The sequence below is a fragment of the Burkholderia sp. MS389 genome (assembly GCF_016899425.1).
Taxonomy (GTDB): Bacteria; Pseudomonadota; Gammaproteobacteria; order Burkholderiales; family Burkholderiaceae; genus Burkholderia; species Burkholderia sola.
In genome coordinates, this window is sequence record NZ_CP045994.1 from 1,471,876 (window position 1) to 1,493,132 (window position 21,257).

Sequence of the window (21,257 nt, forward strand, 5' to 3'; positions counted from 1 at the left end):
GGATGGCGTGGGCAATGACGAAGCGACGGGCAACGCAGCCGGCGCGGCGTGTCGGCGCGATGCTCGCGCTGGCGGTTGCGGTGACGTGCGCGGCGGCCGGCATGGCTACGCGCGCGCACGCCGCGCCGGCCGGTGCGGCCGATGCGGCGGGCGCGGGATGCGGCGCGGCGTGGCCGCGCTGGGACGCGTTCAAGCGCGATTTCATCTCGGCCGACGGCCGCGTGATCGACGTCGGCTCGGCCGATTCGCGCACGGTATCGGAGGGGCAGGCGTATGGACTGTTCTTCGCGCTGGTCGCGAACGACCGGCGCATGTTCGACACGATCCTCGCATGGACCGAGAACAACCTCGCGCAGGGCGACCTGAGCGCGCACCTGCCCGCGTGGCTGTGGGGCCGTGCGCCCGACGGTGCGTGGCGCGTGCTCGACGCGAACGCGGCGTCGGACGCCGACCTGTGGATCGCGTATGCGCTCGTCGAGGCCGGGCGGCTGTGGCGCGAGCGCAGCTATACGGCGCGCGGTGCGCTGCTCGCGAAGCGCGTGCTCGACGACGAGACGGCGACCGTGCCGGGCCTCGGCCTCACGCTGCTGCCGGGGCCGACCGGGTTCAAGCTCGCGAACGGCCAATGGCGCGTGAATCCGAGCTATTCGCCGCCGCAGGTGATTCGCGCGCTCGGCGCGCGGCTGCCCGACGACCGGCGCTGGGCCGCGCTCGCCTCCAGCACCGCTCGCGTGCTGCTCGACACCGCGCCGAAGGGCTTCTCGCCCGACTGGGCGTTGTATCGCGCGGGCAAGGGCTTCGGGCCCGATCCCGACACGCACGCGGAGAGTGCGTACAACGCGATCCGCGTGTACCTGTGGGCCGGCACGCTCGACCGCGCCGATCCGCTTGCCGCGCCGCTGCTCGCGAAGTTCGCGCCGTTCGCCGACCATATCGCCGCGTATGGCGCGCCGCCGGAGAAGGTCGATACGACGACGGGCGTCGCGGGGCCGAACGACGGCAACGGCGGTTTCTCCGCGGCGGCCGTGCCGTTTCTCGACGCGCGCGGCCAGCATGCGCTCGCGGAGGCACAGGCGGCCCGCGTCGATACGCTCGCGCGCCAGTCGGCGCCCGGCTATTACACGAGCGTGCTGACGCTGTTCGGCCTCGGCTGGCGCGACGGCCGTTACCGGTTCGGGGCGGACGGCACGCTCGACACCCGCTGGGGAGGCCGTTCGTGCGCCGCCCGCTGAAGCGCGCCGCGCCGCACGTCGCGGGATTCGCGTGGCTCGCGTCGTCGGTGTGCGCGGCGGCGCCGGGCGCTGCGACGGGCACGGCGATCGCGAACCCCGCGACACCGGCGACCTCGGCCGCCGCCGATGCGCGGCGCGAGCTCGACACCGCGCGAATGTGGGGCACCAAGCATCGCGACGATCTCGCCAGCGATGCGTTGCGCAAGGGCCTGCTGATCGCGCCGGGCGACCCCGAACTGCTGGCCGAACAGGTGCGCGTGCTGCTGCGGCTCGGCGACGCGAAAGGCGCGCAGGCGTCGCTCGCGCGGCTGCAGGCGCAATCGCCGAATGCGCCTGCCACGCGGCGGGTGGCCGACGAATACCGCGTCGCGACGAGCGGGCGCGGCGAGATGGCGCAGATTCGACTGCTCGCGCGCAGCGGCCGCGCCGACGAGGCGGCCCGGCGCATCGTCGCGCTGTTTCCGAACGGCGCGCCGTCGGGCGCGCTCGGCGCCGAGTATTACCAGATCGTGTCGAACGCGCCGGGCGGGCGGGAGCCGGCGATCGCCGCGCTGCGCCGCGCGATCGCCGCCGATCCGCGGGACACGAGCGCGTCGGTCGCGCTCGCGCGGCTGTTGAACCAGCGCGACGACACGCGCGCGGAAGCGAACCGGATCGCGTCGTCGCTCGCGAAGCGCGCCGACGCGGACCATACGGAAGCGATGGCGCTGTGGCGGCGCGTGCTGCAGTCGGCCGGCAGCGATCCCGCGTATCTCGATGCGCTGCATGCGTATCTCGCGCTCGCGCCGGACGACACCGAATTCCGCGATCGTGCGGCCGGCCTCGACCGGCAGCGCGACGCGCAGCGCCGGCTCGAACGCGATCCCGACTACATCGCGCAGCAGCGCGGGCTGCAGGCGCTCGCGCGCGGCGACCTGGCCGCCGCCGATCCGCTGCTCGCGCGCGCCGCGAGGGCGCGCTCGGACGACGCCGATGCACTGGGCGGGCTCGGCCTGCTGCGTCTGCGCGAAGGGCGGCACGACGAAGCGCGCGCGCTGTTCGCGCGGGCCGCGGCGCGTGCGACCGACCAGCGCGGCAAATGGCAGGGCCTCGCGCGGACCGCGCAGTTCTGGGGGCTGCTCGCGCAAGGCCGCGAAGCGGCCAGCGCCGGGCGAGCGCAGGATGCCGAGCGCGCCGCGCGTGCGGCGCTCGCGATGCAGCCGGACAACCCCGACGCGAAGCTGCAGCTCGCCGATGCGCTGCTCGCGCAGCGCGACTGGGCGCAGGCGGAGCCGTTGCTGCGCGGCTTGCTGGCCGCGCGTTCGCCGAGCGTGTCGGCCGTGCGCGACACGGCCACGCTGTATGAAAACACCGGCCGCGCGGACCGGATCGGCCCGCTGCTCGACGCGCTGCAAGGGCGCGTGACGGGCGCCGACGATCGCCGTACGCTCGACGGCCTGCGCGGCGACGTGCTCGCGAACGAAGCGCGTGCGCTGGCCGACAAGGGCGCGCGCGGGCCGGCCGCGCAACGCTACGAGGCGGCCGTGCGCGCGGCGCCCGACGCGCCGTGGACGCGCTTCGCGCTCGCGCGCCTCTATCGCGACATGGGGCTGCCGCAGCTCGGCCGCACGGTGATGGACGACGGGCTCGCGCGCAGCGACACGCCCGAGATGCGCTACGCGAGCGCGCTGTACCGCAACTCGATCGACGATGTCGCGGGCGCGCAGGCCGCGCTGGCGCCGGTCGACGATGCGCACCGGTCGGACGGGATGCGGGCGCTGGCGCGCAAGCTCGATGCGCAAAGCGCGCTGGCCGACGCACGAAGCGCGCATGCACGCGGCGACCGCGCGGCCTTTGCCGCCACGCTCGCGCACGCGCAGGCGAGCGCGCCGGACGATCCCGACATGCTCGCGGCGATCGGCGCCCAGTGGATCGACGCGGGCGAACCGGAGCGCGGCCTCGCGCCGCTGCGCGACTGGATCGCCGCGCATCCGCGCGAAGCCGACGCGGACGTGCGCTTGCGCTACGGCGACCTGCTCGGCAGCGCGGGGCGCGACGAGGCGCTCGCCGCATGGCTCGACATGCTGCGTCGCGACCCGTCGCTGACGCCCGCGCAGACGGCGCGACTGGAGGACCAGTCGCTGCGGCTCGTGCTGCGGCAGACCGACGACGCGATCGCACGACAGGACTATGCACGGGCGCGCACGCTGCTCGATCGCGCGAGCCCGGCCGGCCGCGCGGACAAGCGTTACGCGCTCGAACGCGCCGATCTCGAACGCGCGCAGGGCCATTACGACGCGGCGCGCGACGCGCTCGCGCCGGTCGTCGCGCGTACGCCGGACGATGCCGATACGCAGCTCGCGCTCGCCCGGATCGACGAGGACAGCGGCAACCGAGCCGCCGCACGCGAGCGCGTGCAGGCCGTGCTGGCGCGCACGCCGGACGACGATGTCGACACGCAATTGTCGGCGGTGCGCCGCCTGAACGCGCTGCGCCGCCCGGACGAAGCCGCGCAGGTGACCGACCGGCTGCAGGCCGCGTATCCGGCGCGCGCCGACGTGACGGTTGCGGCCGGGCGCGTGGCCGAGGCGCAAGGCCGCTACGACGATGCGGCGTCGCTGTACCGGCTGTCGCAGTCGCAGGAACGCGCGACGGGCGTGAGCCCGGGCCGCGACGGGCTCACGCCCGCACAGGCCGCGTTCGCGGACCTCGCACAGCGACGCAATCCCGAGATCGAGACCGGCTGGATACCCGCGTACAAGTCGGGCGATGAAGGCATTTCGTCGTATCGCGCGCAGCAGGTGCCGATCTACATGCAGATGCCGATCCGCTACGACGGGCACGTGTTCGCGCAGATCGACACCGTGCATCTCGATCCGGGCACGCTCGATACGAGCGACCCGAACGCGTATTCGCTGAAGACGTTCGGCACGTACGCGGGGCTCAGGGCGCCGAACGGGCTGCCGCCGCCGTTCCAGCCGAATCCGCAGGCCGCCGCGCTGCTCGCGAATCCGTCGGGCTCGCTGCACCAGTCGACCACGGGCGTCGCGCTCGGCGCCGGTTACCTGTCCGATGCATGGCGCTTCGATCTCGGCACGTCGCCGCTCGGCTTCCCGGTGCATTACCTGGTCGGCGGCGTGCGCTACCGCTTCGACGCGGGCCCCGCGAGCTTCTCGGTGAACGCGTCGCGGCGGCCGGAAACGAGCAGCGTGCTGTCGTACGCGGGGATGCGCGACCCGTGGACCGGCGCGGTGTGGGGCGGCGTGCGCCGCGACGGCGTGAACCTGCGCGCGTCGGTCGACGTCGGCCGCACGAACCTGTTCGCGGAACTCGGCGCGGGCGTGCTGTCCGGCCGCAATGTCGAACGCAATGCGGAAGTCACGCTGCGCACCGGCTTCACGGTGCCCGTCTACGAGCGCGCGACGATGAAGGTCAGCACCGGGCTCGTCGGCAATGCGTGGCACTACGCGCAGAACCTGCGCTACTACACGTACGGGCAGGGCGGTTACTACAGCCCGCAGCGCTATCTGTCGCTCGGCGTGCCGATCGAATGGGCCGGGCGGCACGATGCGCTGTCGTGGGACCTGACCGTCACCGGCGGGATCTCCAACAGCTACGAGAAGGATTCGCTGTATTACCCGACGCTCTCCGGCCAGCGCGCCGCGCAGGTCGCGGCCGGGTTCGTGTACGCGGGCAGTTCGACGCGCGGCGTGTCGTTCTCGTACGGCGTGAACGGCATCGTCGAGTATCGCGTGAACCCGCACCTGAGCGTCGGCGCGCAGTTGCAGATCGACCGGTCGCACGACTATGCGCCGAGCTCGGCGCTCGTGTACCTGCGCTATGCGTTCGATGCGCGCGCGCCGCGCAACTGGCTCGTGACGCCGACGCCGGTGCGGCTTTATTCGGATTACTAGGGGACTGCCGTGAATACGGAATTCGATGCCACCCGCTCCGCGTCCGGCGCTGTCAGCCTGGTCGATCGCCTGCGCGCGCTGCTGCGTGTGGGGTCGGCGCGCGGCCGCGCCGGCGCATTGAGCCGGCTCGCGATCGACGGCCTGCCCGATACCTGGACGCAACTGGAGGCCGGCGGTCTTTACGCGATCTACGCGGCCGGCGGCACGCCGGGATGCGACGCGCTGGTGTGGGAAAGCGCGCGCCAGGCGCGCACGCGCGACGTCACGATCGTGCTCGCGCGCGATCCGGCGCGCGTCGCCGCGCAAATGGCATCGCTCGGCTTCGCGGGCGGCGCGCAGCCGGCCGGCTGGCCGCGCAACCTGAACGTGCTGGCGATGCCGCCGGCGGCAGAGCCGGCCGACGCCGGTGTGATCGCCGCTGCGCCGCGCGGCGTGGCGCCGGGCCCGTTCGCGCGGCTGACCGGCGGCTTGCGCGCGATGAAGCGCTACGGGCTGCATGCCCGTTCGCTGTATTTCGTCGAAGGTGCGCAGCGCTGGTTCAGTTGGGATGATCCGGTTGCGCTCGCGGATGAAGCGCACGCGCTGGCCGACTGGTGCCGCACGCGCCGGATCGCGCTCGTGCTGCTGCTCGATCCCGAAGCGACCCGGGCGGGCGACGACGCGCGCGCCGACGATGCGCCGCTCGTGCGCGACGCGGATCGTACGCCGCGCAGCGGCTTCCACGGGATCTGCTCGGGCGTCGCGCAGTTGCAGCGCACGCACGGCGAGCTGCTGTGGGTCGTCGATTTCTGGCGCGCGGGCGACACGCTCGCGGCCGGCGAGGTGCGCCCGCTGCGCTTTGCGCCGGGCGGCCGGCTGTCGGCGAGCGTCGATGGCGGCGCGACCGAACCGGCGCGCCGGATGAAGCTCGCGAGCGACGAGGATCGCGTGGTGGTCAGCCGCGCGGTGCTCGACGGCGCGAGCCGCGTGCCGGACGGCTGGGAGATCGTCGACGACAACGCGGCCGTCGTCGCCGCGTGCGCGGACGCGCAGGCCGCGACCGCGGTGCTCGTGTTCCGCTCGCATGCGCAGCTCGAAGCGCTGTGCGCGGACGTGCACGCGCTGCGCCGGCAGTGCGGCGGCGCGCTGAAGATCGCGGTCGTCGAGCGTGGCGAGGTGCTGCGCCACCAGTTCGAGGTGCTCGTGCTGAGCGTCGGCGCGAACCGCGTCGTCGCGCGCGACTTGCCCGTCTCGCGGATGCAGGCCGCCGTGCATGCGCTGCGCGGCCAGCTCTACGCGCGGCCCGTCGCGGCCGACTATCGCGCGGCGCTCGCGGCCGCGCTCGGCGATTCGGTGCTCGGCTATCTGCCGGTCGGCACGTTCTGCCAGCGGATTCGCGCGGTGCTCGACCGCGGCGCGGTGCTCGCGCTGCCGCACACGCTCGCGAAGCTCACGCTGCTGCCGGGCGTGTCGCACGTCGACGCGCTGCGGCACTGCCGGCCGCGCCGCGCGGGCGACGTCGTGACGGCCGATGCAGGGCATCTGTTCGTGTTCCTGTTCGCTTGCGAGCCAGTGGACGCCGACGATGCGCTCGCGCGGATCTTCGACGTGCCGGTCGATACGCTGTCCGATCGCGTCGTGTGCCTCGGCCAGGGCAGCATCGACACCGAGCTCGACGCGCTGAAGGCCGAGAACCGGCGCGCGCCGATCGCCGACTACAGCGACCTGTTCGCGGCGCCGCAACCGGCCGCCGCCGCGCGCGCGGCGCCTGCGCCGGCTGGTCCCGGCACGGCGTTGCCCGACGCGAGCGAGGTGAGCGACGCGATCGAGGCGATCGATACCGTCATCGCGCTCGACGCGATCGGCGTGCCGCAGGCATCCGCGTCCGGCGCCATCGACGCCGTCGACGCGTCGCCGCCGCAACCCGTCATTCCCGCCGCGCGTGCGCGCGGCGCCGTCCGCAGCGCGATGCCGCTGCGCAAGCAGGAGGACGCATGATCGCCGAACTCGTCATCGGCTTCATCGTCGGTGTCGCGATCGCGGTGCCGGTGTGGATCGTCGCGCAGCACCTGGGCATCGGCCGCGGCTTCCACGCGCCGCGCGGCATCGACCGGCGCGACGCGGTGCCGTGCGAACTCGTGCCGGTCGCGCTGCGCGGCCGCCTGCTGCCGGATGTCGGCGGCGAAGAAGCCGACGAACGCCACGAACGCCACGAACGCCACGAACGCGACAGCAAGGCGGCACGATGAAGACGATCGCCCTCACGTCGACGACGGGCGGCGCGGGCCGCACGACGCTGGCCGCCGCGCTCGCGGTGCTGCTCGCGCGCCGCGGCCGGCCGGTCGTCGCCGTCGAATTCGATGCACAGAACCTGATGGGCGCGACGCTCGGCCTCGATACGCTGGCCGAACACGGTCTCGCGCACGGCCTGCTCGGCGGCGCCGAACCGTGGCACGCGCACACGTGGCGCAACGCCGACGGCGTGCTGTTCGTGCCGTACGGGCAGGTCGATGCGGCCGGCGCCGCCGCGTGCGATGCGCGGCTCGCTGCCGATCCGGCCTGGCTGTCGCGCGCGCTCGACGAGATCGCGCTGCCGGCCGACGGCGTCGTGCTGGTCGACACCGCGCGCTATCCGTCGCCGCAGGCCGAGCAGGCGATTCGCCGCGCGGACCTGACGCTCGTCGTCGTGCCGCCGGAGCCGGTCGCGTGCGCGACGACGGCCGCGCGGCTCGGCGCGCTGCGGGCCGGCCGCGGCGAACTGCAGATCGTCGTGAACCGGCTGAACCCGGCGCGCGACATGCAGCGCGACGCGCTGGCGATGCTGCGCGCGGTCGCGGGGTCGGCGTCGATGCTCGAGCAGCGCATCCACGTCGACGCGGCGGTGCCCGAAGCGCTCGCGCGCGGCAGCTGGATCTTCGACGATGCGCCGTATTCGCAGGCGTCGCACGACCTGAACGGCGTCGCGAACTGGGTCGACACGTGGCTGACGGCGGCCGTCGCCGGCCGCGCGGGAGGCGTGCGATGAAGGCCGCGCTCGCGTCGCGACTGCGCGCGTTCGGCCGTCGCGCGGCCGACTGGTGCGCGCGCGGCATCGGGCTGCCGGCGGAACGCACGCGGGTGGACTGGTTCGTGCGGCTGTTCTTCCACGCACCGCCGCCCGGCCGCCCCGATCATGTGCGCCGCTGGGTGCGCGTCGCGTTCCTGCGGCTCGCGTACGACTGGGGCGTGCTGCAGCCGCTCAGCGTGCGCGAATGGCTGTGGCGCGCGATCGTGCGCGCGCCGCGTGCGGCCGACGGCCGGCCCGCGCGCGATCCGCTCGCGTGGTTCGATACGTTCGTCGTGCCCGTCTACGTGGCCGGCCGTGCGGTCGGCCGGCGCCTCAATGCGCTGCTCGAGCGCCTGCCGTGGGGGCGCTGGGGCGGCTGGCTCGATGCGCGCGCGAACGGCGTCGGCCGGCGCCCGTGGCTCGCGCCGCTGCTGCTCGTCGCCGGCGCGGTGCTGTGGGCCGCGGCCGGGATGTCGCCGCTGATGCCCGGCGCGCAGTTCGCGTTCTTCGCGATCGTCGCGGTGCTCGCGCTCGCGCTGCGCCGCCTGCCGGGCCATCTGCCGACCCTCGCGCTCGCGTCGCTCGCGCTGCTGGCCACGCTGCGCTACGTGTGGTGGCGCACGACGCAGACGCTCGACTTCCGCAGCCCGGTCGAAGCCGTCGCCGGCTACCTGCTGTACGGCGCCGAAGCCTATACGTGGATGATCCTGCTGCTCGGCTTCGTGCAGACCGCGTGGCCGCTCGACCGGCCGATCGTGCCGCTGCCCGACGATCCGGACACCTGGCCGACCGTCGACGTCTATATCCCGACCTACAACGAGCCGCTGTCGGTCGTGAAGCCGACCGTGTTCGCCGCGCAGAGCATCGACTGGCCGAGCGCGAAGCTGCGCGTGTACCTGCTCGACGACGGCCGGCGCCCCGAGTTCGCGGCATTCGCGGCCGAGGCCGGCATCGACTACCTGACGCGCGACGACAACCTGCACGCGAAGGCCGGCAACATCAACCGCGCGCTGCCGAAGACGCACGGCGACTACATCGCGATCTTCGACTGCGATCACGTGCCGACGCGCTCGTTCCTGCAGACGACGATGGGCGTGTTCCTGCGCGACCCGAAATGCGCGCTCGTGCAGACGCCGCACCATTTCTTCTCGCCCGATCCGTTCGAGCGCAATCTCGGCACGTTCCGCGAGGTCCCGAACGAGGGCAACCTGTTCTACGGCCTCGTGCAGTCGGGCAACGACCTGTGGAACGCGACGTTCTTCTGCGGCTCGTGCGCGGTGCTCAAGCGCAGCGCGCTGGAGGAGGTGGGCGGCGTCGCGGTCGAGACCGTGACCGAGGACGCGCACACCGCGCTCAAGCTGCATCGGCGCGGCTATACGTCGGCGTACCTGCCGACCGTGCAGGCGGCCGGCCTCGCGACCGAAAGCCTCGCCGGCCACGTGAAGCAGCGCACGCGCTGGGCGCGCGGGATGGCGCAGATCTTCCGGATCGACAACCCGTTCCTCGGGCGCGGGCTCGGCTTCATCCAGCGGATCTGCTACGGCAACGCGATGCTGCATTTCTTCTACGGGATTCCGCGGCTGGTATTCCTGACGATCCCGCTCGCGTACCTGTTCTTCCACCTGTACTTCATCAACGCGTCGTCGTTCGCGCTCGCGAGCTACGTGATCCCGTATCTCGTGCTCGCGAACGTCGCGAACTCGCGGATGCAGGGGCGCTACCGTCATTCGTTCTGGGCCGAGGTCTACGAATCGGTGCTCGCGTGGTACATCGCGCTGCCGACCACCGTCGCGTTCTTCAGCCCGAAGCACGGCAAGTTCAACGTGACCGACAAGGGCGGCAAGATCGACGAAGGCTACGTCGACTGGTCGACGTCGAAACCGTATCTCGTGCTGTTCGCGCTGAACGTGCTCGCGATCGTCGCCGGCCTGTGGCGGCTCGTGGCCGACCAGGGCGACGAGGCGTCGACGATCCTGATCACGCTCGGCTGGACCGTCTACAACCTCGCGATGCTCGGCGCGGCGCTGGCCGTCGCGCGCGAGACCAGGCAGGTGCGCGTCACGCACCGGATCGCGATGCGCGTGCCGGCGATGCTGCTGCTCGCCGACGGCTCGACCGCCGCGTGCTTCACGAGCGACTACTCGACCGGCGGCCTCGGGCTCGAAGCGGTGCCGGGGCTGCCGCTCGCCGTCGGCGACACGCTGACGGTGTGCGTGACGCGCGGCGACCGCGCGTTTCCGTTCCCGGTGCGCGTGACCCGTGCGACGCCGACCCATGTCGGCGTGAGCTTCGAGGAACTGACGCTCGAGCAGGAGCGCCAGCTCGTGCAATGCACGTTCGGCCGCGCGGATGCGTGGCTCGACTGGCACGAAAGCGCGCGGCCCGACACGCCGCTCGGCGGGCTCAAGGAAGTGCTGCGGATCGGGCTGGACGGTTATGTACGAATGTGGAAGGGTGCGGCGCGCGGCGTGCAGGCCATGCTCGCGCCGAAACTCGATCGCGCGCGCGACTGACGCGGCGCGCATCATGGAGTGGGTTAGATGACGTTCTGGAATCTGTATTTCATCCTGAAGTTCGCGCTGTTCGCGACCGGGCGCCTGCAGCCGTTCTGGCTCGCGAACCTCGCGTTCGCGGTGGCGCTCGTGGCGAGCGCGCCGATCCGGTCGCGCGCGTGGCGCATCGTCCGGCAGGTCGTGGCGATCGCGATCGCGGTGCCGCTGCTCGCGCGCGAGCTGCATGCGCCGCCGCTCGCCCGTCTCGCGGAGGCCGCGCGCGAGGTCAGCACGTTCCGTCTCGACTACTGGATGGAGCTGCTGCCGCGGCTGCTGCCGCCCGTGCTGGCGCTGACGATCGTCGGCGTGCTGATCGTCTATTTCATCGTCAATCGCTGGCTGCGCGTCGCGACGTTCGTGGTGGCCGTGCTGATCGTGATGCCGCTGTGGCAGGCCGGCAGCGGGCTGATGGCGCGCGTCGCCGCGCCGGCGCAGCCGCAGGCGAACGCGGCGGGCGCCACGCGCGTCGACCAGCCTGAGGATCACAACGCGGCGCTCGCGACATTCCGCGCGCAGGAGTCGCAGCGGCAGGTCGCGTTCGGCCATCTCGGCAGCGATCCGGCCGCGCAGTTCGACGTGATCGTGCTGCACATCTGCTCGCTATCGTGGGACGACCTCGATGCGGCGAAGGTGCGCAACCATCCGATGCTGAGCCACTTCGACTACCTGTTCACGAACTTCAGCACGGCCGCGAGCTACAGCGGCCCGGCGGCGATCCGCGTGCTGCGCGCGAGCTGCGGGCAGGAAGCGCATGCGGACCTGTACAAGAGCGCGCCGCAGCAGTGCCATCTGTTCTCGCAACTGGCGGGCGCCGGCTACACGGTGCAGTCGCTGCTGAACCACGACGGCCATTTCGACAATTTCCTGCAGGTGATCCACGACAACATCGGCGTGGCCGATGCGCCGATGATCTCGAACGCGGCCGCGCCGGTCGCGATGCATGCGTTCGACGGGTCGGCGATCAAGGACGACTACTCGACGCTCGCGAACTGGTACGCGCAGCGCGCGGCGGTGCCGGGGCCGGTCGCGCTGTACTACAACACGATCAGCCTGCACGACGGCAACCGTGTCGTCGGCAGCGCGCTGACGAGCATCGACTCGTACCCGCAGCGCGCGACGAAAATGATGACCGACTTCGACCGTCTCGCCGACCTGATCGCGCAATCGGGCCGCCGTGCGGTGATCGTGTTCGTGCCCGAGCACGGCGCCGCGTTGCGCGGCGACAAGAACCAGGTCGCGGGGCTGCGCGAGATTCCGACGCCGCGCATCGTGCACGGGCCGGTCGGCGTGCGGCTCGTCGGCTTCACGGGCAACCACGGCGCGACGACCGTGATCGACCAGCCGACCAGTTTCCTCGCGCTCGCGCAGTTGCTGTCGAATCTCGTGTCGAACAGCCCGTTCAAGCCGGGCGCGACGCTCGCGCAATACGCGGCCGATTTGCCGCGCACGCGGATGATCGGCGAGAACGAGGGCACGGTGACGATGCAGACGGCCGCGGGTTACGCGGTGAAAACTCCGGACGGCGTATGGATCGACGAACAGTGACGATTTCCGGCGAAGGCGACGACGATCGCCTGTCGCAACCGAACGACGTGATCGGCCTCGCGCGGCATCTGCCCGCGCTCGATCCCGAGCGCTACGTCGACGAACAGGCGCGTCGCGCGTTCGACGCGTCGCTCGATCGCTGGCCGACACTCGCGAAGCTGATGGGATTGAAGGCCTGAAGGAACAGCGGCCCGGCGGGAGATCCCCGATTTTAATCAGGCGTGGTTGACACGAAACTAGACCGGTCTATATCATTTGGCGCAGTCCATCGGGCATACGTTCCAGGCTGTTTCGGCTATTCCATCGAATAGCCGCGCGAGCAGCGCGTATGTTTATTCGATAAATGGACGATAAAAGTCAAATAATGGAGGGTTTATGCGTTCGGCAAGCGCTATTCTCGTCGGGCTGACGGTATTGCTGGTGTCCGGCTGCGCGGGTATCGCCGGCAGCACCAACATGCTGACCGACGACAAGATCAAGTCCAGTACGGCCGGCACGCTGGGGTACTCGCCCGATGAACTCGTCATCGTCAATCGCCGCACCGAAGGGACGAATACCTACGTCAACCTGAAAGCCAGGGACGGCAAGGAGTTCGCGTGCACGATCAACGGCGGCAATCTGCTGTCTTTCGGCATGACGAACCCGCCGGTTTGCAATCGCAAGGGGCAGCCGCGTCAGGGCGGCCCGTTCTCTTGAACGTAAAGGTCGTACGGTCGGGCTCTGACCGGCGCCGTCGCCAGGGCGGTCCGGCGATTCGCGTCGCAGCTGCCGGTGCCGGTCACCGCAGATTCATTGGGTGTTTGTCTCGTATCGGTTGGGGGCTGCCATGTCGTATCACATTCGGATCGCGTTTCGAACGGCAGGGCTGTGCGCGGCCATGGTCGCCGCGCTGTCGGGGTGCGCAGGGATGTTGAACGCATCGTCCGGCCCGCAGCCGGAACGCGTGGCGGCGCAGAAGGAAGACGGCGCACGCTATACCCAGACGCTGACGTCGTTCATCGCGCTGGTGTCGAGCGCCCAGGCCTCCACGCCCGACAGTCGCGCCAGAATACTCGACGCTTACCAGCGCGTCCTGTATCAATACTCGGTGGCTGCCGTGAGTTGGGTGCGGCTCGTCCATCCGTCGCTGCAGCCGCTGCCGCCGTCGCTGCAGCCGCTTCCCGCGCCGACGGGCACGCCCACGACGGCCGAGGTCGATCGCGGCTATGAACACGCGCTCGAGATGCGGGTGGCGATGTGGGATATCGGCGAGGCGGCGATCTGGGGGAAGACCTCGAAGATGTCGATCCCCCGCTACCGAGGCACCGCGCCTGCCGTGCCGGTGCCGCCGCCGCTGCCGCCATTCCAGGACGCGCGCGATCCCCGGTATGCGAGGCTGGTTGCGCTGACGAAGCAGGCGGACGACGCGCAGCGCGCGTCGATCGAGCAACAGCGGCAGGTAGAGTCCAAAGCGTTGGCCAACGCGCTTGCCATGGCGAGGGCCGTGCCGTACTCGCCGCCGCAAGCGCAGGCGCAGCCTCGGCAGGAACAGCGCTGGTGTACGCAGTCGGGTGGCGGGGTCGTGGGCCTCGTGCCATGCTGAGCGCGCATCGCCGGGCGGCCGTGGCCGCCCGTTGCGCGTGGCGTCATGCCTTGCGTTCCGGCTGCCGCGTCCATTCGTTTTCTTCGCCCGGCACCTTGCCGAACGTCTGATCGGCCCACGCGGCACGCGCCGCATCGATCTTCGCGCGTTCGCTCGACACGAAATTCCATTCGATGAAACGCTCGCCCGGCAGGTGCGCGCCGCCGAGCAGCATCACGCGTGCGCCGTTCGTGCTGGCCAGCGCGACGGTCGCGCCCGGTTCGAGCACGGCCATCGTCGCGGGGGCGAGCGGCGTGCCGTCGATGCCGAGGTCGCCGTCGACGAGATATACGCCGCGTTCGTCGTGCTCCGCATCGAGCGCGAGCTGCCCGCCCGGTGCGAATTCCGCATACGCATAGAGCGTCGGCGAGAACACGGCGACCGGCGACGCGTGCCCGAACGCGGTGCCCGCGATCACGCGCACGGTCACGCCGTCGCGCGTGAACGACGGCAGCGTGTCGGCCGCATGGTGAACGAACGCGGGCGTGGTGTCTTCGTGCTCGACCGGCAGCGCGACCCAGGTCTGGATCCCGTGCACCGGCTGCTCGCGCGGCCGATCCTCGTCGGGCGAGCGCTCCGAATGCACGATGCCGCGGCCGGCCGTCATCCAGTTCACGTCGCCCGGCACGATCTTCTGCCGGAAGCCGAGGCTGTCGTGATGCATCAGCGAGCCGTCGAACAGGTAGGTGACGGTCGCGAGCCCGATGTGCGGATGCGGCAGCACGTCGATGCCGCGGCCGGCCGGCAGCATGGCCGGGCCCATCTCGTCGAAGAAGATGAACGGGCCGACGAGGCGCGCGGCGCGCGCGGGCAGCACGCGGCGCACGACGAGGTTGCCGATGTCGCTTTCGCGCGGCGTGAGCAGGGTCTTGATCGAGGCGGACATGACGGGAATCTCGTGACGGGGGCGGTGGCGGTGACGGGAGGTACTCAGGCGATCGCCGTGTCGATCGCGATCGGGTGCGTGAGGATCTTGTGCACCGGGCACGCGTTCGCGATCTGCAGCAGGCGTTCACGCTGCTCGTCGGTCAGGTTGCCGTCGAGCGTGATGCGGCGCACGATCGTGCTGCCCGCGCTGCCCGATTCGTGCGCGAGCTTCACGTGCACTTCGGCGAGCGGCCAGCCTTTTCGTTGCGCAACCATCTTCAGCGTGATCGCCGTGCACGCGCCGAGGCTCGACAGCAGCAGGGCGACGGGCGTCGGCGCCGTATCGCCGCCGCCGAGCGACGCGGGTTCGTCGGCGCGCCACTGGTGGACGCCGTCGGTGAAGTGGACGAGGTAATCGACCGGGCCGATGCTCGCTTCGACGGTGAGTTCGCTCATTGAAATTCCAGGTGGGGAAAGGGGGCGGGCCTGCCGGCAGGCCGGACGTCAGGGTTCGAGCAGGCGCTGCAGCCGCAGCTCCTCGAAATCCAGTTCGGATTCTATGCGGTGCAGCACCGCGTCGTCGACCCGGCCGTCGCGATGCAGGCCGAGCAGCGCGTCGCGCGACACGCCGACGAGTTCGAGCTCGACGCGCAGCATCCGCGCGCGCACGTCCGCGGGCTCCGCGCCGTCGCGGTGCGCGCGTTCGTTGAACGCGACGCGGCTGCGGTATTCGGTCAGCAGCCGGTCGAGCGATGCGCGTTCGAGGCCGGCGCCGCGCTGCTCGCGCGCGTCGAGCTCGGCAAGCGCCGCGCCGAACGTGTGCGCGCGCACCGCGTGTTCGGACATCGTGCGGCGCGCGGCCGGGCGCAGTTTCAGCACGCGGATCAGCGGCGCGAGCGTGCCGCCCTGCACGACGAGCGTCGCGATGATCAGCAGGAACGTGCTGAACAGGATCAGGTCGCGGCCCGGGAAATTGGCCGGCAGCGCGATCGCGGCCGCGAGGCTCACGACGCCGCGCATGCCCGACCAGCCGAGCACGACGGCTTCGCGCCACGACCACGCCGCGCGGCCCGCGCGCCGCGCGCGCAGGCGGCCCGGCAGCCACATCGCGACGAACACCCACACGATGCGCGCGCCGATCGCGGCGGCCGTCGCCGGCAGCGCGACCCGCAGGCCGGCCATCAGCACCGCGCCTTCGTGGTTCACGCCCGCGAGGATCGCGTGCAGCGCGAGGCCGATCAGGATGAACACGAGCGCGTCGAGCACGAACACGATCGCCTCCCACGTCGCCTTCGCCTTGATCCGCATGTCGGCGCCGAACACGCGATGCTGGCGCACGCCGAGCACGAGGCCGCAGGTGACGACCGACAGCACGCCGGAGCCGTGGACGGCTTCCGCGATCCCGTAGCTGCCCCATGCCATCGCGAACGTCACGACGATGCCGAGCATCGGCTCGCGCAGGCGTTGCAGCACCCAGCACATCGCATGGCCGCACGCGAGGCCGACCGCGATGCCGATCAGCGTGAGCGAGAAGAACAGGCCGGTCGCGCTCGCCGCCGTGATCGATACGGCGAGCGCGGCCGACACGGCCATCTGGTACAGCAGCAGGCCCGATGCGTCGTTGACGAGGCTTTCGCCTTCCAGCACCGCGACGAGCCGCGCGGGCAGCGGGTGGCGCTGCAGGATCGCCTTCGCGGCGACCGCGTCGGGCGGCGACACGATCGCGCCGAGCGTGAAGCACGCGGCCCACGGCAGCGCGGGATTCGCCGCATGCACGGCGAGCGCGACCGCGACGGTCGTGAACGCCACGGCCCCGAGCGCGAGCGACGCGATCGAGGCGAGCTCCTGCCGGAATTCCTTCCAGGCGGTATAGAACCCGCTCGACATCAGCAGCGGCGGCAGCACGGCCGCGAGCAGCAGCGCCGGGTCCATGTCGGGCACGCGCTTGCCGGCGACGGCGACCACGCAGCCGCCGAGCAGCAGCACGACGGCCGGCGGAATCGAGATTCGCTCGGCGAGCCAGGTGAGGGCGCCCGCGCCGCAGATCAACAGCAACAGGTAATGGAACAGCTCGACGTTGGTCATGCGTGGCCGGCGGCGATGGGGTGGATCAAGAAGGCTTGCGGTCGTTCGCGGCGCCGCCCGGCAGCGCGCCGAACATGTGCTGGCTGCACTTCGCATCGCGCCATGCGGTGTTCAGCCGATGGCCGGACAGCATGCGCCGCGCGACGGGCAGGATCTGTTCGCCGGCCAGCATGCCGAGCAGGCCGACGAGCGCGATGACCGGCGGCGCGGGCGAGTTCACGCCGATCGCGCCGTAGATGACGCCGGCGAGGATGCCGGCGAGCAGCGACAGGACATACGGTTTCATGGTGGTGCGCCTCGTGATGGCCGAGCGGCACCGGAACGGCGCCGTCAGAGTCTTGAAAGCGTATCGGGTTTGCGTGAAGAAAAAAAGGGCGGGCGGCCCCGAACGGACATCCATTCGGGAATCGGATCGATTCCATTCCTTGGGTGTTCGCGCCGCGCGTTTGCGGCTTAAATGTGTCGGCCCGGATGATGACGATCCGGCGCCGACGCATTCCGGGCGCCTCCCGTTTTCACGGTCGAGGCGGGCCCCTTTTTCCGTTCACAGGACCCATCCGCCATGAGCAACCCGAAACTTGAGGTACTGACGCCGCAGAACAGCCAGCTGATCTTCATCGATCAGCAGCCACAGATGGCGTTCGGCGTGCAGTCGATCGATCGCCAGACGCTGAAGAACAACGTCGTCGGGCTCGCGAAGGCCGCGAAGGTCTTCAACATCCCCACCACGATCACGACGGTCGAAAGCGAGAGCTTCTCGGGCCCCACCTATCCCGAACTGCTCGACGTGTTCCCGAACCAGAAGACGCTCGAACGCACGTCGATGAATTCGTGGGACGACCAGAAGGTGCGCGACGCGCTCGCCGCGAACGGCCGCAAGAAGGTCGTCGTGTCGGGCCTGTGGACCGAAGTCTGCAACACGACGTTCGCGTTGTGCGCGATGCTCGAAGGCGACTACGAGATCTACATGGTCGCCGACGCATCGGGCGGCACGTCGCAGGCCGCGCACGACTTCGCGATGCAGCGCATGGTGCAGGCCGGCGTCGTGCCGGTCACATGGCAGCAGGTTCTGCTCGAATGGCAGCGCGACTGGGCGCGCCGTGACACCTACGATGCCGTGGTTGCGATCGCCAAGGAGCATTCCGGCGCATACGGGATGGGCATCGACTACGCGTACACGATGGTCCACAAGGCGCAGCAGCGTACCGCGACGCCGCACGAGTCGATTCCGGCCGTGCCGGCGAAGTAACGGGCCGCCGGCCGCGATCGCCGCGATCGCCGCGACGGTTACTGCGGCGATCGCGTGCCGTCGGCCGTCACGCGTTCAGGCGGCGGGCAGCGCCCACGGCGCGCGCGAGAAATGTTCGGCGAGGAAATCGAGCAGCACCGTCACGCGCGCGGCGCGCAGCATGCCGGGCGGCGTGACGAGGTTCACGTTGATGTCGGCGATCTTCCAGTCGCTCATCACTTCCTCGAGCGCGCCGCGCTGCAGTTCGTCCCACACCAGGAACTCGGGCTGCAGCGCGAGGCCGTGACCGCCGACGAGCGCGGGGAGGATCACGTCCGCATTGTTCGTGCGAATGCGACCATGCACGTTCACCCCGACATCCTCGCCGGATGCCGAATGGCGGAAGCGCCAGTGCTCGGGCGTCGGCAGGTTCGTATACGTGAGGCACACGTGCTGTTCGATGTCGCGCGGATGCGTGGGGCGGCCGCGCCGGTCGAGATACGCGGGCGACGCGACGAGCGGCCGGCGCACCGCGCAGAGGCGACGCGAGCGCAGCGTCGAATCGCTCAACTCGGCGATGCGGATCGCGACGTCGAAGCCGCCCGATACGATGTCGACGATGTGATCGGTGAGCACGAGATCGATGTCGACGCGCGGATAGCGCTCGAGAAACGCGGGCAGCACCGGCGACAGATGGTGCAGCCCGAACGACATCGGCGCGTTCACGCGCACGAGGCCGTGCGGTTCGAGCGCTTGCGCGGTGGCCTCGTTCTCGATCAGTTCCGCGTCGGCGAGCAGGCGGATCGCGCGGTCGCGCAGCAGTTCGCCGGTCGGCGTGAGCGACAGCTTGCGCGACGTGCGGTACAGCAGCATCGCGCCGAGGCGCTTTTCGAGGCGCGCGATCGCTTTCGACACGGTCGGTTGCGAGACGCCGAGCAGCTCGGCGGCTTTCGCGAACGAACCGGTCTCCGCGACGCGCGCGAAGATGGCCCAGGCCTCGAGATCAGGAAGGTGTTGCATGGTCGGAACGGATGGCAGGGAAGCGAAACGGATGCGAGGGGAGCGTAGCATGCGGCCGATGCGATGCGGATCATTCTAATCCGGCCGGGAGAAATCGTTATGGAATCTTATCTAGTTTCATTGGGCGCCGGCGTGCTGATCGGCGTCGTGTACAGCGTGATCAAGGTACGCTCGCCTGCGCCGCCGCTGATCGCGTTGGTGGGCCTCGCCGGCATGCTGGTCGGCGTGCAGGCCATCGCGCCGGTTCGTCACTGGCTCGGCTTCTGACCGCATCGAGGAGATGTCAATGAGCGCAACCGATACTCGACCCGATCTGATCCTGCACAACGGGCACATCACGACGCTCGACCGCGCGAACCCGGTCGCGACCGCCGTCGCGATCAAGGACGGCCGCTTCGTCGCCGTCGGCAGCGAAGCGGACGTGATGCCGCTCGCGGGCCGCGCGGCGAAGGTGGTCGATCTCGGCGGCCGCGGCGTGCTGCCGGGTCTGATCGACAACCACTGCCACGTGATTCGTGGCGGACTGAACTACAACATGGAACTGCGTTGGGACGGCGTGCCGTCGCTTGCGCTCGCGATGGAGATGCTCAAGCAGCAGGTCGCGATCACGCCCGCGCCGCAGTGGGTGCGCGTGGTCGGCGGCTTCACCGAACATCAGTTCGTGGAGAAGCGACTGCCGACGATCGACGAACTCAATGCGGTCGCGCCGGACACGCCGGTGTTCATCCTGCACCTGTACGATCGCGCGTTGCTGAACGCGGCGGCGCTGCGTGTCGTCGGCTACACGAAGGACACGCCGGAGCCGCCGGGCGGCACGATCCTGCGCGATGCCGCCGGCAACCCGACCGGCCTGCTGCTCGCGAACCCGAACGCGACGATCCTCTACGCGACGCTCGCGAAGGGGCCGAAGCTGCCGTTCGAGTATCAATACAACTCGACGCGCCATTTCATGCGAGAGCTGAACCGGCTCGGCGTGACGGGCGTGATCGACGCGGGCGGCGGTTCGCAGAATTACCCCGACGATTACGAAGTGATCCGCAAGCTGCACGACGCGGGCGAGATGACGATCCGGATCGCGTACAACCTGTTCACGCAGAAGCCGAACGCGGAGAAGGAAGACTTCGTGAACTGGACGAAGAGCGTCAAGTATCACGACGGCACCGACTACTTCCGCAACAACGGCGCCGGCGAGATGCTGGCGTTTTCCGCGGCCGACTTCGAGGATTTTCGCGTCGCGCGTCCGGACCTGCCCGCGCAGATGGAGGACGATCTCGAAGGCGTCGTGCGCGTGCTCGCGGAAAACCGCTGGCCGTGGCGCATGCACGCGACCTATGACGAAACGATCAGCCGCGCGCTCGACGTGTTCGAGAAGGTCAACGAGGACATTCCGCTCGAAGGGCTGAACTGGTTCTTCGATCACGCGGAAACGATCACCGAGCAATCGATGGACCGGATCGCCGCGCTCGGCGGCGGGATCGCGGTGCAGCACCGGATGGCGTACCAGGGCGAATACTTCGTCGAGCGCTACGGCGCGCAAGCCGCGGAGGCGACGCCGCCGGTCGCGAAGATGCTCGCGAAGGGGCTCAAGGTGTCGGCCGGCACGGACGCGACGCGCGTCGCGTCGTACAACCCGTGGGTATCGCTTGCGTGGCTCGTGACGGGCAAGACGGTCGGCGGCATGCGCATGTATCCGCAGCGCAACCTGCTCGATCGCGAAACCGCGCTGCGGATGTGGACCGAGTACGTGACGTGGTTCTCGAACGAGGAAGGCAAGAAAGGCCGGATCGCGGTGGGTCAGCTTGCCGACCTGGTGGTCCCCGATCGCGATTTCTTCGGGTGCGCGGAGGACGATATCGCCGCCACGACCGCATTGCTGACGGTGGTCGACGGGAAGATCGTGTGGGGCGCGGGGCCGTTCGCGTCGCACGACGCGCCGATTCCGCCGGCGATGCCGGACTGGTCGCCGGTGCGCGAGTTCGGCGGCTATGGCGGCTATGGCGGCTGGGGCGCGACGCAACGCAACGGCGCGCCGCTGCAACGTGCGGCAGCGGCCGCCGCGATGTGCGGCTGCGCGAACGAATGCAACCTTCACCAGCATGCGCACGCGAGCGCATGGGCGAGCACGTTGCCGACGTCGGATGCGAAGGGCTTCTGGGGCGCGTTCGGGTGTTCGTGCTGGGCGATCTGAC

General features: G+C 70.5%; 18 protein-coding genes. 13 read left to right on the forward strand and 5 right to left on the reverse strand.

Annotated features, from left to right (window positions below; all coding sequences use genetic code 11):
• The first annotated feature begins 2 nt into the window (after window positions 1–2).
• The 10 genes from bcsZ to GJG85_RS06915 all read left to right on the forward strand — a co-directional run bounded on the left by bcsZ (window position 3) and on the right by GJG85_RS06915 (window position 13,829).
• Window positions 3–1,232: a cellulose synthase complex periplasmic endoglucanase BcsZ gene (bcsZ, locus tag GJG85_RS06870; RefSeq protein WP_204383792.1), complete on the forward strand. Its 1,230-nt coding sequence runs from the start codon at window positions 3–5 to the stop codon at window positions 1,230–1,232.
• On the forward strand, window positions 1,217–5,125 hold the full coding sequence (locus GJG85_RS06875; protein ID WP_050018044.1) for a cellulose synthase subunit BcsC-related outer membrane protein: 3,909 nt from the start codon (window positions 1,217–1,219) through the stop codon (window positions 5,123–5,125). The genes bcsZ and GJG85_RS06875 overlap by 16 nt, the downstream gene beginning before the upstream one ends.
• 9 nt (window positions 5,126–5,134) lie before the next feature.
• Window positions 5,135–7,102 (forward strand): cellulose biosynthesis protein BcsE, encoded by a 1,968-nt coding sequence (gene bcsE / locus GJG85_RS06880; RefSeq protein WP_050018045.1) that lies wholly within the window; start codon window positions 5,135–5,137, stop codon window positions 7,100–7,102.
• Entirely contained in the window at window positions 7,099–7,353 is a 255-nt protein-coding gene (locus tag GJG85_RS06885) for a hypothetical protein (RefSeq protein ID WP_050018046.1), read from the forward strand. Before bcsE ends, GJG85_RS06885 begins: the two co-directional genes overlap by 4 nt.
• Entirely contained in the window at window positions 7,350–8,129 is a 780-nt protein-coding gene (gene bcsQ, locus GJG85_RS06890; protein ID WP_050018047.1) for a cellulose biosynthesis protein BcsQ, read from the forward strand. The genes GJG85_RS06885 and bcsQ overlap by 4 nt, the downstream gene beginning before the upstream one ends.
• Window positions 8,126–10,663 (forward strand): UDP-forming cellulose synthase catalytic subunit, encoded by a 2,538-nt coding sequence (bcsA, locus tag GJG85_RS06895; RefSeq protein ID WP_050018048.1) that lies wholly within the window; start codon window positions 8,126–8,128, stop codon window positions 10,661–10,663. Before bcsQ ends, bcsA begins: the two co-directional genes overlap by 4 nt.
• Before the next feature lie 27 nt (window positions 10,664–10,690).
• Window positions 10,691–12,247 carry a cellulose biosynthesis protein BcsG gene (gene bcsG / locus GJG85_RS06900; RefSeq protein WP_050018049.1) on the forward strand — a complete coding sequence of 519 codons (1,557 nt, stop codon included), beginning with the start codon at window positions 10,691–10,693 and terminating at the stop codon, window positions 12,245–12,247.
• Entirely contained in the window at window positions 12,229–12,426 is a 198-nt protein-coding gene (locus GJG85_RS06905; RefSeq protein WP_050018050.1) for a hypothetical protein, read from the forward strand. Before bcsG ends, GJG85_RS06905 begins: the two co-directional genes overlap by 19 nt.
• Window positions 12,427–12,622: 196 nt before the next feature.
• Window positions 12,623–12,943, forward strand: a complete 321-nt coding sequence (locus GJG85_RS06910; protein ID WP_050018051.1) for a hypothetical protein — start codon at window positions 12,623–12,625, stop codon at window positions 12,941–12,943.
• Window positions 12,944–13,154: 211 nt separating this feature from the next.
• The gene (locus GJG85_RS06915; protein ID WP_235356323.1) at window positions 13,155–13,829 is read left to right on the forward strand and encodes a hypothetical protein; all 675 of its coding nucleotides are present in this window, start codon (window positions 13,155–13,157) and stop codon (window positions 13,827–13,829) included.
• Window positions 13,830–13,872: 43 nt separating this feature from the next.
• On the opposite strand, the gene GJG85_RS06920 is transcribed toward GJG85_RS06915, so the two are convergent.
• From GJG85_RS06920 to GJG85_RS06935, 4 genes are read right to left on the reverse strand one after another with little or no spacing between them, the layout of a single operon-like run.
• Window positions 13,873–14,754, reverse strand: a complete 882-nt coding sequence (locus tag GJG85_RS06920; protein ID WP_124631955.1) for a pirin family protein — start codon at window positions 14,752–14,754, stop codon at window positions 13,873–13,875.
• 44 nt (window positions 14,755–14,798) lie between these two features.
• The gene (locus tag GJG85_RS06925; RefSeq protein ID WP_050018054.1) at window positions 14,799–15,191 is read right to left on the reverse strand and encodes an OsmC family protein; all 393 of its coding nucleotides are present in this window, start codon (window positions 15,189–15,191) and stop codon (window positions 14,799–14,801) included.
• Between the two features lie 48 nt (window positions 15,192–15,239).
• Window positions 15,240–16,820, reverse strand: coding sequence for a sodium:proton antiporter (locus GJG85_RS06930; protein WP_089488347.1), 1,581 nt, complete (start codon window positions 16,818–16,820; stop codon window positions 15,240–15,242).
• Between the two features lie 25 nt (window positions 16,821–16,845).
• Entirely contained in the window at window positions 16,846–17,106 is a 261-nt protein-coding gene (locus GJG85_RS06935; RefSeq protein ID WP_050018056.1) for a XapX domain-containing protein, read from the reverse strand.
• A 276-nt stretch (window positions 17,107–17,382) separates the two neighbouring features.
• On the opposite strand from GJG85_RS06935, the gene GJG85_RS06940 reads away from it, so the two are divergent.
• Window positions 17,383–18,069, forward strand: coding sequence for a hydrolase (locus tag GJG85_RS06940; protein ID WP_050018057.1), 687 nt, complete (start codon window positions 17,383–17,385; stop codon window positions 18,067–18,069).
• Window positions 18,070–18,144: 75 nt separating this feature from the next.
• Here GJG85_RS06940 and GJG85_RS06945 read toward each other — a convergent pair whose 3' ends face one another.
• Window positions 18,145–19,068: a LysR family transcriptional regulator gene (locus GJG85_RS06945; protein WP_050018058.1), complete on the reverse strand. Its 924-nt coding sequence runs from the start codon at window positions 19,066–19,068 to the stop codon at window positions 18,145–18,147.
• A 99-nt stretch (window positions 19,069–19,167) separates the two neighbouring features.
• Here GJG85_RS06945 and GJG85_RS06950 point away from each other — a divergent pair, with 99 nt between their 5' ends.
• Both GJG85_RS06950 and GJG85_RS06955 read left to right on the forward strand, forming a co-directional pair.
• Window positions 19,168–19,335, forward strand: a complete 168-nt coding sequence (locus tag GJG85_RS06950; protein ID WP_050018059.1) for a DUF1427 family protein — start codon at window positions 19,168–19,170, stop codon at window positions 19,333–19,335.
• A 19-nt stretch (window positions 19,336–19,354) separates the two neighbouring features.
• The gene (locus GJG85_RS06955; RefSeq protein WP_204383794.1) at window positions 19,355–21,256 is read left to right on the forward strand and encodes an amidohydrolase; all 1,902 of its coding nucleotides are present in this window, start codon (window positions 19,355–19,357) and stop codon (window positions 21,254–21,256) included.
• The last annotated feature ends 1 nt before the right edge of the window (window position 21,257 follow it).

Bases quoted from the DNA above. Each gene is read 5' to 3' on its own strand.
- bcsZ (WP_204383792.1), top strand. From the start codon at position 3: ATGGCGTGGGCAATGACGAAGCGACGGGCAACGCAGCCGGCGCGGCGT.
- GJG85_RS06885 (WP_050018046.1), top strand. From the start codon at position 7,099: ATGATCGCCGAACTCGTCATCGGCTTCATCGTCGGTGTCGCGATCGCG.
- bcsQ (WP_050018047.1), top strand. From the start codon at position 7,350: ATGAAGACGATCGCCCTCACGTCGACGACGGGCGGCGCGGGCCGCACG.
- bcsA (WP_050018048.1), top strand. From the start codon at position 8,126: ATGAAGGCCGCGCTCGCGTCGCGACTGCGCGCGTTCGGCCGTCGCGCG.
- bcsG (WP_050018049.1), top strand. From the start codon at position 10,691: ATGACGTTCTGGAATCTGTATTTCATCCTGAAGTTCGCGCTGTTCGCG.
- GJG85_RS06905 (WP_050018050.1), top strand. From the start codon at position 12,229: ATGGATCGACGAACAGTGACGATTTCCGGCGAAGGCGACGACGATCGC.
- GJG85_RS06910 (WP_050018051.1), top strand. From the start codon at position 12,623: ATGCGTTCGGCAAGCGCTATTCTCGTCGGGCTGACGGTATTGCTGGTG.
- GJG85_RS06915 (WP_235356323.1), top strand. From the start codon at position 13,155: ATGTTGAACGCATCGTCCGGCCCGCAGCCGGAACGCGTGGCGGCGCAG.
- GJG85_RS06920 (WP_124631955.1), bottom strand. From the start codon at position 14,754: ATGTCCGCCTCGATCAAGACCCTGCTCACGCCGCGCGAAAGCGACATC.
- GJG85_RS06925 (WP_050018054.1), bottom strand. From the start codon at position 15,191: ATGAGCGAACTCACCGTCGAAGCGAGCATCGGCCCGGTCGATTACCTC.
- GJG85_RS06930 (WP_089488347.1), bottom strand. From the start codon at position 16,820: ATGACCAACGTCGAGCTGTTCCATTACCTGTTGCTGTTGATCTGCGGC.
- GJG85_RS06935 (WP_050018056.1), bottom strand. From the start codon at position 17,106: ATGAAACCGTATGTCCTGTCGCTGCTCGCCGGCATCCTCGCCGGCGTC.
- GJG85_RS06940 (WP_050018057.1), top strand. From the start codon at position 17,383: ATGAGCAACCCGAAACTTGAGGTACTGACGCCGCAGAACAGCCAGCTG.
- GJG85_RS06945 (WP_050018058.1), bottom strand. From the start codon at position 19,068: ATGCAACACCTTCCTGATCTCGAGGCCTGGGCCATCTTCGCGCGCGTC.
- GJG85_RS06950 (WP_050018059.1), top strand. From the start codon at position 19,168: ATGGAATCTTATCTAGTTTCATTGGGCGCCGGCGTGCTGATCGGCGTC.
- GJG85_RS06955 (WP_204383794.1), top strand. From the start codon at position 19,355: ATGAGCGCAACCGATACTCGACCCGATCTGATCCTGCACAACGGGCAC.